Source organism: Aurantimonas sp. Leaf443 (assembly GCF_001425575.1).
GTDB lineage: Bacteria > Pseudomonadota > Alphaproteobacteria > Rhizobiales > Rhizobiaceae > Leaf443.
In genome coordinates, this window is record NZ_LMRD01000013.1 from 126,761 (window position 1) to 138,921 (window position 12,161).

13 protein-coding genes are annotated in these 12,161 nt (G+C 70.5%); 7 read left to right on the top strand and 6 right to left on the bottom strand.

What is annotated here, in order from left to right; translation table 11 throughout:
- Nucleotides 1-209 precede the first annotated feature (209 nt).
- Together ASG48_RS17690 and ASG48_RS17695 are read right to left on the bottom strand one after the other, a co-directional pair.
- Nucleotides 210-2,702 (bottom strand): ABC transporter permease, encoded by a 2,493-nt coding sequence (locus ASG48_RS17690; RefSeq protein WP_055853143.1) that lies wholly within the window; start codon nucleotides 2,700-2,702, stop codon nucleotides 210-212.
- A gap of 110 nt (nucleotides 2,703-2,812) precedes the next feature.
- On the bottom strand, nucleotides 2,813-3,556 hold the full coding sequence (locus ASG48_RS17695) for an ABC transporter ATP-binding protein (protein WP_055853083.1): 744 nt from the start codon (nucleotides 3,554-3,556) through the stop codon (nucleotides 2,813-2,815).
- A gap of 64 nt (nucleotides 3,557-3,620) precedes the next feature.
- Here ASG48_RS17695 and ASG48_RS17700 point away from each other — a divergent pair, with 64 nt between their 5' ends.
- A complete protein-coding gene (locus ASG48_RS17700) occupies nucleotides 3,621-4,325 on the top strand; it encodes an arylesterase (RefSeq protein WP_055853086.1) in 705 nt (234 codons plus the stop codon).
- On the opposite strand, the gene ASG48_RS17705 is transcribed toward ASG48_RS17700, so the two are convergent.
- On the bottom strand, nucleotides 4,300-4,989 hold the full coding sequence (locus tag ASG48_RS17705; protein WP_055853088.1) for a GNAT family N-acetyltransferase: 690 nt from the start codon (nucleotides 4,987-4,989) through the stop codon (nucleotides 4,300-4,302). The two genes, ASG48_RS17700 and ASG48_RS17705, sit on opposite strands and share 26 nt — an antisense overlap.
- A gap of 182 nt (nucleotides 4,990-5,171) precedes the next feature.
- Between ASG48_RS17705 and thpR the strand changes: the two genes are divergently transcribed.
- The 5 genes from thpR (at nucleotide 5,172) to ASG48_RS17735 (ending at nucleotide 9,250) form a co-directional block, all read left to right on the top strand.
- Complete coding sequence (thpR, locus tag ASG48_RS17710) at nucleotides 5,172-5,771, top strand: RNA 2',3'-cyclic phosphodiesterase (RefSeq protein ID WP_055853091.1); 600 nt, start codon at nucleotides 5,172-5,174, stop codon at nucleotides 5,769-5,771.
- A 175-nt stretch (nucleotides 5,772-5,946) separates the two neighbouring features.
- Nucleotides 5,947-6,321, top strand: coding sequence for a YkvA family protein (locus ASG48_RS17715; protein ID WP_055853147.1), 375 nt, complete (start codon nucleotides 5,947-5,949; stop codon nucleotides 6,319-6,321).
- Nucleotides 6,322-6,647: 326 nt separating this feature from the next.
- Complete coding sequence (locus ASG48_RS17725) at nucleotides 6,648-7,154, top strand: invasion associated locus B family protein (RefSeq protein ID WP_055853098.1); 507 nt, start codon at nucleotides 6,648-6,650, stop codon at nucleotides 7,152-7,154.
- A 165-nt stretch (nucleotides 7,155-7,319) separates the two neighbouring features.
- The gene (rlmN, locus tag ASG48_RS17730) at nucleotides 7,320-8,549 is read left to right on the top strand and encodes a 23S rRNA (adenine(2503)-C(2))-methyltransferase RlmN (RefSeq protein ID WP_055853100.1); all 1,230 of its coding nucleotides are present in this window, start codon (nucleotides 7,320-7,322) and stop codon (nucleotides 8,547-8,549) included.
- A gap of 311 nt (nucleotides 8,550-8,860) precedes the next feature.
- On the top strand, nucleotides 8,861-9,250 hold the full coding sequence (locus tag ASG48_RS17735; protein ID WP_055853102.1) for a DUF305 domain-containing protein: 390 nt from the start codon (nucleotides 8,861-8,863) through the stop codon (nucleotides 9,248-9,250).
- Between the two features lie 113 nt (nucleotides 9,251-9,363).
- Here ASG48_RS17735 and ASG48_RS17740 read toward each other — a convergent pair whose 3' ends face one another.
- The 3 genes from ASG48_RS17740 to ASG48_RS17745 all read right to left on the bottom strand — a co-directional run bounded on the left by ASG48_RS17740 (nucleotide 9,364) and on the right by ASG48_RS17745 (nucleotide 11,188).
- Nucleotides 9,364-9,681 carry a hypothetical protein gene (locus tag ASG48_RS17740; RefSeq protein WP_055853105.1) on the bottom strand — a complete coding sequence of 106 codons (318 nt, stop codon included), beginning with the start codon at nucleotides 9,679-9,681 and terminating at the stop codon, nucleotides 9,364-9,366.
- Nucleotides 9,682-9,852: 171 nt separating this feature from the next.
- A complete protein-coding gene (locus tag ASG48_RS18425) occupies nucleotides 9,853-10,218 on the bottom strand; it encodes a hypothetical protein (RefSeq protein WP_156381671.1) in 366 nt (121 codons plus the stop codon).
- A gap of 31 nt (nucleotides 10,219-10,249) precedes the next feature.
- Entirely contained in the window at nucleotides 10,250-11,188 is a 939-nt protein-coding gene (locus ASG48_RS17745; protein ID WP_055853106.1) for a LysR family transcriptional regulator, read from the bottom strand.
- Between the two features lie 237 nt (nucleotides 11,189-11,425).
- Between ASG48_RS17745 and ASG48_RS17750 the strand changes: the two genes are divergently transcribed.
- Nucleotides 11,426-12,085 carry an AMP-binding protein gene (locus tag ASG48_RS17750; protein WP_244486945.1) on the top strand — a complete coding sequence of 220 codons (660 nt, stop codon included), beginning with the start codon at nucleotides 11,426-11,428 and terminating at the stop codon, nucleotides 12,083-12,085.
- Nucleotides 12,086-12,161: the final 76 nt, after the last annotated feature.

Here is a 12,161-nt window from a genome sequence, read left to right on the forward strand (position 1 = left end):
AGGCGTGCCATCCGTGGTGCCTCGGGATTCGCGGCGAACGCGATTAAATCTGCGTTAGCCGCGCCGGGCGCCCGGCGGACTGGGACCGCCGCGCGTTTGGAAGGACCGTTCTCGGCCGTTGTCGCGCGGCGGCATCCCGCGCGGCGATCGAGCGCCGTCCGGCACCCGCCTGAAACGACCCGAAGGGTCGGTTCTCGGGCGGGCCGGGATCAAAGGTTGCGCAGCACCGGCGCCGCCTTCTGGCCGAGCACGCGCCACGTGCCCGCAAGGCCGAAGCCGATCGTCAGGACGAGCGAGACGATGAGCGTCGTCACCGCCACGCGCAGGTCGAAGGCGAAGGGCAGCTGCATGATGCGGGCGATGACGAACCAGGCCGCCGTCGCCCCCGCCGCGATGGCGAAGACGGCGGTCGCCAGCCCCAGCATCGCATATTCCGCGACATAGGCCGAGATCAGCGTGCGGCGCGTCGCGCCCAGCGTCTTCAGCACCACCGCGTCGTGGACGCGGCCCCGGTTGCCCGCCGCCAGCGCGCCCGACAGGACCAGGACGGAGGCGACGAGGGCGACGGCCGCCGCCGCGCGGATGGCGAGCGCGAGCTGCGCCACGAGCCCGTTCACCGCCGTCAGAGCGTCCTTCACCCGCACGCTCGTCACCGCCGGATAGGCGTTGGTGATGCGGTTGAGGATCGTCGCCTCCTCCGCCTCGGGCGCCGATTGCGGCAAAGCCAGCGTCGCGAGCCAGGCATGCGGCGCCCCGGCGAAGGCGTTGGGCGAGAAGACCATGACGAAGTTGATCGCCATCGTCTCCCATTCGATGGCGCGGAAATTGGCGATGCGGGCGGTGATGTCGCGGCCGAGCACGTTGACGGTCAGCGTGTCGCCGATCTTAAGCCCGAGCTCGCGCCCCTCCTCGGCGGCGAAGGAGACGAGCGGCTCGCCGTCGTAGTCGGCCGGCCACCACTCGCCTTCGGTCACCGTGGAGTTTTCCGGCAGGCTCGGCGCATAGGTCACGCCGCGGTCGCCGCGCAGCACCCAGCCGCCCTCGGCCGGGATCTTCATCGTCGCGACGTCCTCGCCGCGCAGCCTGGTGATGCGCCCGCGCAGCATGGGCGCGGCCTCCAGCGTCGAGCCGGGGGCGATGGCGTCGATCTCGGCGCGGAACCCGTCCATCTCGCCGTTCTGGATGTCGACGAAGAAGAAGTCCGGCGCCTTGGCCGCGATCCCCGTGGAGATCTCGCGGCGAAGGCTCGTGTCGATGATGGCGAGCGTCACGAGAAGGGTGAGGCCGAGCCCGAGCGAGAGGGTGACGGAGGGCGTGAGCGCGCCGGGCCAGTGGATATTGCCGAGCGCGAGGCGCAGCGGCGTGGAGGCGACGCGCGGGGCGCGGGCGGCGAGCTTCTCGATGAGGAGGGCGACGAGACGCAGGATGAGGAAGGAGGCGGCCGTGCCGGCGAGGAAGGTGATGGCGACGCGCTTGTCGTCGGCCGTGGCGACGGCGAGCGCCGCGACGGTGGCCGCGAGCCCGCCGGCGGCCAGGAGATAGGCCCAGCGCACGCGTCCGCGCGCTCCGGTGCCCGCCTCGCGGAAGAGCGCGGTCGCCGCCACGTCGCGCGTGCGCCCGAGCGGCAGGAGCGCGAAGGCGAGCGCGGTGAGGAGGCCGAAAAGGGCCGCCAGCGCCAGCGCGCCGGGATAGATGGAGGCCTGCGCGGCGACGGGGATGACGCTTTCCAGGAAGCGCGCCGTGACGAAGGGGGCCAGCGCCCCGAGAACGAGGCCCGCCGCGATGCCGATGGCAGCCAGCGTCAGGATCTGGACGAGATAGACCGTCACGACGAAGCCGCCGCCGGCGCCGAGACTCTTGAAGGTCGCGATCACCGGCCGCTTGGCGTCGAGATAGGCGTTGACCGCGTTGGCGACGCCGACGCCGCCGACGATGAGAGCGGTGAGGCCGACAAGGGTGAGGAACTGCGAGAAGCGCTCGATATTGCGCTGGAGCGAGGGCGCGGCCTCGGCGGCCGTGCGGATGCCGAAGCCCGAGGCGGGGAACCTCGCCACCGCCTCCGCCTTCGCCGCCTCGGCATCGGCGCCGTCGGGCAGGCGCACCTTCGTGTCGTATTCGACGAGGCTGCCCGGCTGCACGAGGCCGGTGGCGGCCAGCCCCTCGGCCGAGAGCATGAGGCGCGGGGCGAAGCTGAACCCGTCGGAGAGAAGGTCCGGCTCGCGCGTGAGAACGCCGGTGATGGCGATCTCGGCCGAACCGAGCCGCACGACGGCACCCGGCGCGATGCCGAGGCGACCGAGGAGTTCGGCCGCCGCGATCGCGCCGTAGCGCCCGTCGCGCTGCGCGAAGAGGTCCTGGAGGGGGCGCGCCGGCTCGGTCTCCACCGTGCCGTAGAGCGGGTAGGCGCCGTCCACCGCCTTCACCTCGGCGAGCGCCTGGTTGGAGCCGTCGGCGAGCCGAACCATGGAGCGCATGGAGACGGCCTGCGTGTTGGGCCCGAGCCCCGTGAGGAAGGCCTTCTCGTCGGGCGTCGTCTCGCGCTGCACGAGCGCGAAGCGCAGGTCGCCGCCGAGGATCGAGCGGCCCTCGCGCGAGATGCCGTCGGCCATCATCGAGGCGACCGAGTTCACCGCCGCGATGGCCGCGACGCCCAGAAGGATGCAGGACAGGAAGATGTAGAAGCCCGACAGGCCGCCGCGCATCTCGCGCGCGGCGAAGCGCGCGGCGAGCTTGAGGGAGCCGAGCCGCCCCGCCCCGCCGGCGGGGCGGGCGGCCGGGGCGGCTTCCAGATCGGCGGAGGAGGCCGAGACGCTCAAAGGACGCTCGCCTCGCGGGCGGCGGCGTTCGGCGACGCATGGAGCGCCGGTTCCGGCCCGGCCTCCTGGCCGGCCAGGATGCGGCCGGAGCGCACGGCGATCTCGCGCCCGCAGCGCGCGGCGAGCGCCGGGTCGTGGGTGACGAGCACCAGCGTCATGCGCCGGCGCGCCTGCTCGGCGAAGAGGAGGTCCGCGATCTGACGCCCGGTCGCCTGGTCGAGATTGCCGGTCGGCTCGTCGGCGATGAGGATGGCGGGCTCGGGCGCGAGCGCCCGCGCGATCGCCACGCGCTGCTGCTCGCCGCCCGAGAGCTGGCCGGGATAGTGCGAGCCGCGCTCGCCGAGCCCGACATTGCGAAGCTCGGTCGCCGCCCGCCCGAAGGCGTCGGGCGTTCCGGCCAGTTCCAGCGGCACGGCGACATTCTCGAGCGCCGTCATGTTGGGGATGAGGTGGAAGGACTGGAAGACGATGCCGATATTGCGCCCGCGAAAGGCCGCGAGCCCGTCCTCGGACAGGCCGGCGAGCGAGGTGCCGGCGATCTCGATCCGGCCCTTGTCGGCGCGCTCCAGGCCCGCCAGAACCATCAGGAGCGTCGACTTGCCCGAACCGGACGGGCCGACGATGCCGACGGATTCGCCGCGCGCCACGTCGAGATCCATGCCCTTGAGGACATGCACCGCGCTGCGTCCCGTCCCGAGCGTCAGGTGGACATCGCGCAGGGCGATCGCAGGTTCCGCCATCGACAGGGCCTTCCTATATCAGCCTCGAACGCCCCGCCGGGGCTCGAGCCTATATGGGGGTGCGATGCAGCGCTTCAAACCGGTCCACGCCGTGCTGACGGCTTCGTTATTGCTCGGCTTCGCCGCCTTTGCCGCCGGCCCCGCGCGAGCCCAGGATTCTTCTCCCGCCGCCGCGGCCACCGCCGTCCAGGCGCCGCTGCAGGTCGTCGCCTTCGGCGACAGCCTCAGCGCCGGCTACGGGCTCGGCCCCGGCCAGTCCTTCGCCGAGCGCCTGCAGGCGGAGCTGCGCAAGGCCGGCCGCGAGGGGCTCGTCGTCGCCAATGCCGGCGTGTCCGGCGACACGACGAGCGGCGCGCTCGCCCGGCTCGAATGGTCGGTGCCCGAAAGCGCCGATCTCGTGATCGTGGAACTCGGGGCCAACGACGCGCTGCGCGGCGTCTCGCCGCAGCTGGCCGAGAAGAATCTCGACGCCATCCTCGCCAAACTCACCGCGCGCGGCCAGCGCGTGCTCCTGGCGGGCATGAAGGCGCCGCGCAATCTGGGCCAGGAGTATATCGACGCCTTCGACCCGATCTATCCGCGGCTCGCACGGAAATACGGCGTCGCGCTCTACCCGTTCTTCCTCGACGGGGTCGTCGCCGACCCGGCGCTGAACCAGGCGGACGGCATGCATCCCAACGAGAAGGGCGTCTCGGTGATCCTGGAGCGCATCCTGCCCGCGGTGGAGAAGGAGCTGTCGGCCGTCAGTGCCGCGCGGGGAACGGGCTGATGCCGCCGGCCAGGCGCCGCAGCGAGGCGAGGAAGGCGTTGGCGCGGCTCCGGCGCCAGTCGAGCATGGCGAAGACGAAGGCCTCGCTCTCCTGCGCCATCTCGGCGGCGAGCGAGGCCGCGTCGGCATAGGGGCGCCGCAGCTCGGCATTGACGTCGCCGGCCACGAAGGAGAGGTCGGCCCCGTGGCGGGCGGCGATCTTCTGCATGCGCGTGTTCTCGCGCAGGCAGGTGAGGAAGAGCTTGTGCACGCCGCGATTGCGCGCCGCCAGGAGCACGCCCTCGAAGAGACGGCTGCCGTGGCCCCGCCCCTGGAAGTCGGCCTCGAGCGAGAAGGCCGCCTCGCCCTGCATGCGGCGCGGATCGAGGAAGCGCAGCTCGCCCACGCCCCGCAGCACGCCGTCGACGAACACGCCCTTCACCACCGCGTCCTCGCCGAGCGCGAGCGCGGCGTAGCGGGCGAGGAACGCGTCGTTGACGGCATTGCCGAAGCGAAGGCGGCGCGTCGTCGGGTCGAGACGCTTGAAATGGGCGGTCAGCACCGAGACGTCCTCGGGCCGCAGCCGGCGCAGCGTCTGTCCGGCGCAGACCGCGCAGGGCTGCACGATGCTCTCGCTCGCGGCGGCGGGGCTGGAAAAGGTCACGGAGGCGGCTGGCATGGTCATCTCGCGATGCCCTTCTTGCGTTCGACTTCCCGGCGCGGCCTCCCACCGCGGCTCCAAAATAATTGTGCGATGCAAAGCACACAATGTCGAAAGGTCGCATGCAGGGCAGCCCTGTCCTTGAAACATGGCTGTCGAGATGAAAGTCTTCCCCGCGAAGGCAACGACGCAACGGAGGCCATCCGATGCCGCGACTGTTCACCGCCCTCGAGATCGGCCGCGACGCGGCCCTGTCTCTGTCCTTCTTGCGGGGGGGCCTGCCTTCGGCCCGCTGGATCGAGCCCGAGAACTACCACATCACCCTGCGCTTCATCGGAGACGTGGAGCCGCGCTTCGCCGACGAGATCGTCGCCGCGCTGGACCGGGTGGAGCGGGCGCCCTTCGAGATCTCGCTGAAGGGCGTCGGCGCCTTCGGCTCGCGCAAGCCCCATTCGATCTATGCCGGCGTCGAGGCGGGCCCGGCCCTCGCCGAACTGCAGGGCGAGATCGACCGGATCTGCCGGCGCCTCGGCGTCGCGCCCGACCCGCGCCGCTTCACCCCGCATGTGACGCTCGCGCGGCTGCGCCAGCCGAAGGCCGAGGAGGTCGCCCGCTATCTCGCCGGCCGCGGCGACTTCCGCTCCCCGCCCTTCAAGGTCTCGCGCTTCGCCCTCTTCTCGGCCCGCGACTCGGTCGGCGGCGGCCCCTACCTGATGGAGGAAGCCTATCCGCTCGAAGCCGAGCCCTTCCGCGGCCATGCGCCGGCGGGGGCGGTCCTCGGCTCGGCCATGGCGGCGCCGCGCTGACGGGGACCGCCGGCGGCCCCGCGGCATGCAACGGGGCCGCCCCGCGCGCGTTGGGCACTCGCGGGCGCAAACCCTTGAGGTGGCGGCCCGCAGCCTCCATCTCGGAGGCAGGCGCGAACGGGCCTCTGGCGGGAGCGATGCGGCGATGACGGTCGATACGACGAAGACGGGTGACATCCTGGACGAGCGGATGGACGAGATCCTGGCGCCCGGCACGCAGGCGGAGCAGGAGCGCCAGGCCGAGACGGTGCGCTCGCGCTTCCTCAACACGCTGAGGCGGGCGGTGCGCCACATCCCCTTCATCGAGGACGCCGTCGCCTCCTATCACTGCGCCTTCGACCCGAAGACGCCGCCGGCGAGCCGCGGCGTGCTCCTGGCCGCGCTCGCCTATTTCGTGCTGCCCTTCGACATCGTGCCGGACTTCATCGTGGGCCTCGGCTTCGCCGACGACGCGGCGATCCTCCTCGCCGCCTATCGCGCCGTCAGCCAGAACATCACCGCCGAGCACTATCTGAAGGCCCGCGAGACGCTGAAGTCGCTGGAGGACTGACGGGCGCCCGGAGGCGATGCGCCGCGCCGAGCCATTCGAGATCGTGATCGCGCGTGAGGCCCTCCTTCGGCGCTCGGCCGCCTTCCGTCTCATTCTCGCCGGCTTTTTTCCCTTTTTCGGTCCCACTGCGCGGCGGACGCGGGCGTCGATCGGGGCCGTCAGCGGCCCGGTCGGGGCCGATCGCGACAAGGACTCCCCGCCGCGTTGAAGGTTCGTTTACCGGGGATCAAGAAAATTCGCCCTAGGATCGAGCCCTGACTTGAGTAAGGCGGCGCCGACGAGACGGGGGCCGCCGAACGAAGCGCAAGACCGAGAAGCGGGGAACCATGTCCACCAAGAACGTCCTGGCAGCAACGGCGGCAATCCTGCTCGTTTCGAGCGCGGCCGTCGCCGCCCAGACGCCGACGCGCCTCAACCAGTTCAACGACTGGGGCAGCTACTCCTACGATTCGGCGGGCGGCAAGGTCTGCTACATCCTCTCCACGCCCAAGAAGATGGAGCCAGCCTCCGTCGACCACGGCGACATCTTCTTCCTCATCTCGCAGAAGCCCGGCCAGAACGTCTCCTACGAGCCGCAGGTCGTGATGGGCTACAAGATGAAGGAAGGCTCCAAGGTCACGGTGGACGTCGACGGCAAGAAATATTCGATGTTCGTGAAGGGCGAGTCGGCCTGGATGGAGAACGCCGCCGAGGAGCCCCAGCTCGTCGCGGCCCTTCGCAACGGCAAGGCGATGAGCGTCGGCGCCGTCTCGCAGCGCGGCACGGGCACGAACTACGCCTATTCGCTGGCCGGCGTCACGGCGGCGCTGAACTCCATCAAGAGCTGCAAATAGGCCGGCACGCCCCGGCGCATCCCGACGCCCCCGCACCCGCGCGCGACCCCGATTCGGGGCCGCGACCTTGCGTTCGGCGCCCGAAGACGGCATTTGAGGGGACAATCCACAGTCCACGACCGTCAAGGGACCGGCGAACTCGCGCCGGCCAGGGGTGCATCGTTCATGTCCGTCACGCTCGACCTCGCCGATCCCGCGTCCCGTCCCCGCCCCGCCGCGGGGGCCCTTTCGCCGCTCGGCGCCGCCGGCCCGGGCCGGCCCTCGCTGATCGGCCTCGACCGCGAGGGGCTGGCGGAGGCGCTCCGCGAGATCGGCGTGCCCGAGAAGCAGCTGCGCATGCGCGTCGGCCAGCTCTGGCACTGGCTCTATGTGCGCGGCGTCTCCGACTTCGACCGCATGGCCAATGTCGCCAAGGACCTGCGCACGCGCCTCGCCGACGCCTATTCCATCGCCCGGCCCGAGATGGTGGACGAGCAGATCTCGGTCGACGGCACCCGCAAGTGGCTCTTCCGCTTCGACGCCAAGGGCGCCGGGCGCCCGGTCGAGATCGAGACCGTCTACATTCCCGAAGAGGGGCGCGGCACGCTCTGCGTCTCCAGCCAGGTCGGCTGCACGCTCACCTGCACCTTCTGCCACACGGGCACGCAGCGCCTCGTGCGGAACCTGACGCCGGACGAGATCCTCGGCCAGGTCCTCGTCGCGCGCGACCGGCTCGGCGACTTCCCGGACGCCGCGACGCCCGCCGGCGCCATCGTGCCCTCGGAAGGGCGCCTCGTGACCAATGTCGTCATGATGGGCATGGGCGAGCCGCTCTACAATTTCGACAACGTCAAGCAGGCGCTGGCCGTGGCCTCCGACGGCGAGGGCGTCTCGCTCTCCAAGCGCCGCATCACGCTCTCCACCTCGGGCGTCGTGCCGATGATCCCGAAGACGGGCGCGGAGATGAACGTGATGCTCGCCATCTCGCTGCACGCCGTCACCGACGAGCTGCGCGACGTGCTGGTGCCGATCAACAAGAAATATCCGCTCGACGAGCTTCTCGCCGCCTGCCGCGCCTATCCCGGCCTCTCCAATGCCCGCCGCATCACCTTCGAATACGTGATGCTGAAGGGCGTCAACGACAGTCTCGCCGACGCCCGCGCGCTGGTGAAGCTCCTGCGCGGCATTCCCGCCAAGATCAATCTCATCCCCTTCAATCCCTGGCCCGGCAGCCCCTACGAGTGCTCGGACTGGGACCAGATCGAGCGCTTCGCCGACCTCGTCAACGAGGCCGGCTACGCCTCGCCCATCCGCACCCCGCGCGGCCGCGACATCTTCGCCGCCTGCGGCCAGCTGAAGTCGGAGAGCGAGCGCATGAAGAAGACCGACCGCCAGGCGCTCGAAGCCGGGGTCTAGACATCCTGGAGGCCCGTCTTCGGGCAAGGGGCCGCCACCTTGCGGCGAAAGCCGCTCGACCGGCGACGGTGCGGCGCCCCGCCTCCCGGCGGGATCGCGACCGTCGGCACGGCCCACGAGGCGTGCGTGCCGGGCGGCAGGCGCCGCCGGCGCGTTTTCCACCGCGGAACCGCGCCGCACGGATCCGCGTCGCCGCCTGCGGAGCGTCGCTCCCGCGCTTTCCCGATCGCCCGCGCCTTGACCCTCCCGCGACTGGAAGCCCCATCTCCGGCTCATCCCGCCCGCAAGGGCCTTCGAACGGAGTGAGACTGATGCGCCGCCTGATCGTCCTCGCAGCCCTGACCGCCCTCGCCACCCCTGCCCTCGCGCAGGCCGAAAAGCCGATGGACCATTCCGCCATGGGCCATGGCGCCATGCAGGGCGAAGCGCCCGCCGCCGTCGGCGCACAGAATCCCGCGGCCAAGGCCTATGCCGAGGTCATGGCGAAGATGCATGCCGACATGGGCGAGCCGACGGGCGATGCCGATGTCGACTTCATCAAGGGCATGATCCCGCATCACCAGGGCGCCATCGACATGGCCAGGATCGAGCTCCAGTACGGCAAGGACCCAGAAGCGCGCGCGCTCGCCGAAAAGGTCATCGCCGCGCAGGAGGAGGAGATCGGGCAGATGAAGGCCTGGCTCGCCAAGCGCGGCCAGTAGGCCTTCCGGCCTTCCGGCGGCGGACGGATCATCGTCCGGGCCCGCCCGCCGGTTTCGCACCGGCCCTGGAGGGAGAGGCGGCGGGCCCTTGCGCCCGCCGCCTCGCCGAGAGGTCAGCCGGCCTTCTCGAGCCCTTGGGCGACCTGCGTCAGGTGCTGCGACACGGCCTCGTCGTCGACGCGCCCCGCGATCTTCGCGGTCTTCTCGCCGAGCGAGCCGAGGAGCTTCTTGACGGCCGCGCCGTCGACCTCCTCCGCCTGCAGCTTGGTCTTCAGGGATCCGAGATCGGACAGGATGCCTTTGGCGCCGGAGACCTCGACCTCGGCCAGCTGCTCCTCCCAATACTCGATCTGCTCGACGGCCGCCTTCACCGCCATCGTCTCGAGCCCGGACTTCATCGCATTGTTCAGCTTGGTGAAGCGTGCGGCCATGTCATTCTCCGATCGGCCCGGCCAGTCCGGGCGCTCGGGTCGCAGAACCGGAGCCGCGCGGATTCGTTCGCCCCTCTGCGCCTGCCGCGACACCATGTCCTGCGGGCAGCCGGCGCGCGCCGCACATGCAGGGGTTGCGACGACGAAGCCGTCGGCATGATCCGCGGCGGTCTATCCGTCGATGGCGGAGAAGAAGACGGTTGGGCATCGATCCTGGCCTGTGGCGACCGGCCGCCGATCCTCGAGGCGGCCGAACGGGATCGCGATGCGCTTGCCTCGTCCGTCCTGGCCTCTGCCCTGCCGCACCGGTGCGGTCCGGGACTTTCGTCCACGAATGCAAGGCTCGATCGTCTTAGCCGGCAAAGTGTCCCGCACCCCTTCGGCGTCGCGGCCGCGATGACCGAGCAGCCATTGGGCCTTCGGGTGACCGTCCGGGAAGACCGCCGCCCCGGTACGGTCGCCGACCGGCCCGGCGGTCAGGAAGACGCGCAGAGATCGTCCGTTCGCATCGGCGACGGGATGAAGCGGGGTGTTCACGCCGCTTTGGGTCCAGACGGCAGGCCTCAACTCAACGGGTCCCGACCCCAGCCTCGTCCTGCTGGACGGTCGCACAGACGCCTGCCAGATGCCGGACGAAGGCGACCACCTTGGGGCGCAGCGAGCCCGTTCGCCGGTAGGCAGCGCAGGTGGTGCGCATCCAGGTCGGCGACAGAAGGCGCAACGCGACGGGCGCATCCGTCAAACCCACCTGATCCTCGACCGAGCCCGCCGTGGAATAGCTGAGACTGTCCGATCGGCGCAGCATGCCGGAGAGGAAGACGACGGACGTCGTCTCGATGGACACGCGCGGTCGGGGCAGGCCGGCGGACGAGAACATGGCTTCGAGCCGCAACCGGTCCGGATCCGGGCGCGGCGGCACCACCCACGGGTAAGGCACGAGGTCGGGCAGCGTCACGGCCTCCATGTCTGCCAGCGGATGGCGCGGCGAGGCGACGATGCGCAACGGCTCCTCCATCAGCGGCAGATATTCGAGATCCGGGTTGGTGACGTCGGCAGGCCGCGAGGTGACGACGAGATCCAGCCGTCCGGCATGGAGAAGATCGAGAAGCGTGTCGTTCAGCCCCTCGCCGACCGTGATCTGGAGATCGGGATGGCGGTCGAGGAAGCCGGCGATGGCCTCGGGCATGAGGCGGCGCAAGGTCGAGGCGACGCACCCGATCCGCAACGCGCCACGACGCACGCCGCGCAACGCGTCGATCTCCTCCACGGCCTCGTTCGACAGGGTGAGCACGAGGTCGGCATAGGTCTTGAGACGGGTGCCGAACTCGGTGGGCCGGACGCCGCTCGCTCCGCGCTCCAGAAGCGGCACCCCCATCGACTGCTCCATCAGGCGGATGCTCTTGCTGAGCGCGGGCTGGGTCAGGTTCAGCTCGCGCGCCGCCGCACTGATGCTGGCAAGCCGGACGACCGTCACGAAGTGCCGCAGCTGCCGGATTTCAAACGCCATCGGACATAACCAGAAGATATGGCAAGAGCTGCCGGAGTTGTTTGCGCCTCTGTTTTGGCGGTTTTAACGTCTCGGTCAATGCAGAGCCTTAGGCGAGGCCGGGTTTATTGCTTCGCAGCATGGATCAACTGGCGCTTCGGCGGAGCAGGACGGTCCGCCTGCCAATGGAAGCAGCACCTGTGCCGCCAGAACAGGCATAACTTTACCCTATGGACGGGGAGAAACCGGATGTCGAGAATGGCTCATCGAACCCGATCGGACGCGCTGGCGGCGGCTCCGCCGGCCTGGTCGGTCGCCTTTGGCGAGCGGACGCTTCCCGCGCTTCTGCGGCGGCAGGCGACTCGGCACGGGTCGCGCACGCTCGTGCGCTTTCAAGAGGGCGCCATCGGCTTCGAGGATGCGTGCGATCTGGCCGCCCGCTCCGCGGCCGCCTTGAGCCGGGCGGGCGTCAGGCCGGGTGACCGTGTCGCGCTGATGGCGGGCAACCGGAGCGAATTCATCGAGATCGTCCTCGGTTGCGCCTGGGCCGGGGCCGTCGCCGTGCCGATCAACGTCGCCTCCCGCGGCGACCAGCTCGAGCACATCCTGCGCGATTGCGGCGCGCGCCTCGTGGTGGTGGAGGCCGCGCTCTGCGCCCGGATCGCCGCCCTGCCGCTGGGCGACCTGCCGCTGCGCGCCGCCTGGGTCATCGGCGACCCGGCATCGGTCGACCTGCCGGGCCTTTCGGTGGAGGGCCTGACGCGTTCGCGGGACGGGATCGAGCCGCATCCCTCCCGTCCCGGCGACACCGCCACCATCCTCTACACGTCCGGCACGACGGGGCCCTCCAAGGGCGTCTGCTGCCCGCATGCGCAATACTACTGGTGGGGCGTGCTGTTGATTTCCACTGAGAGCTGACCCAGGATTTCCATCAAGAACTGACCCGGCTTTGACGATGTTGGGCTGGTCAGGCCTTGGTCAAGTTCCGAGTTTT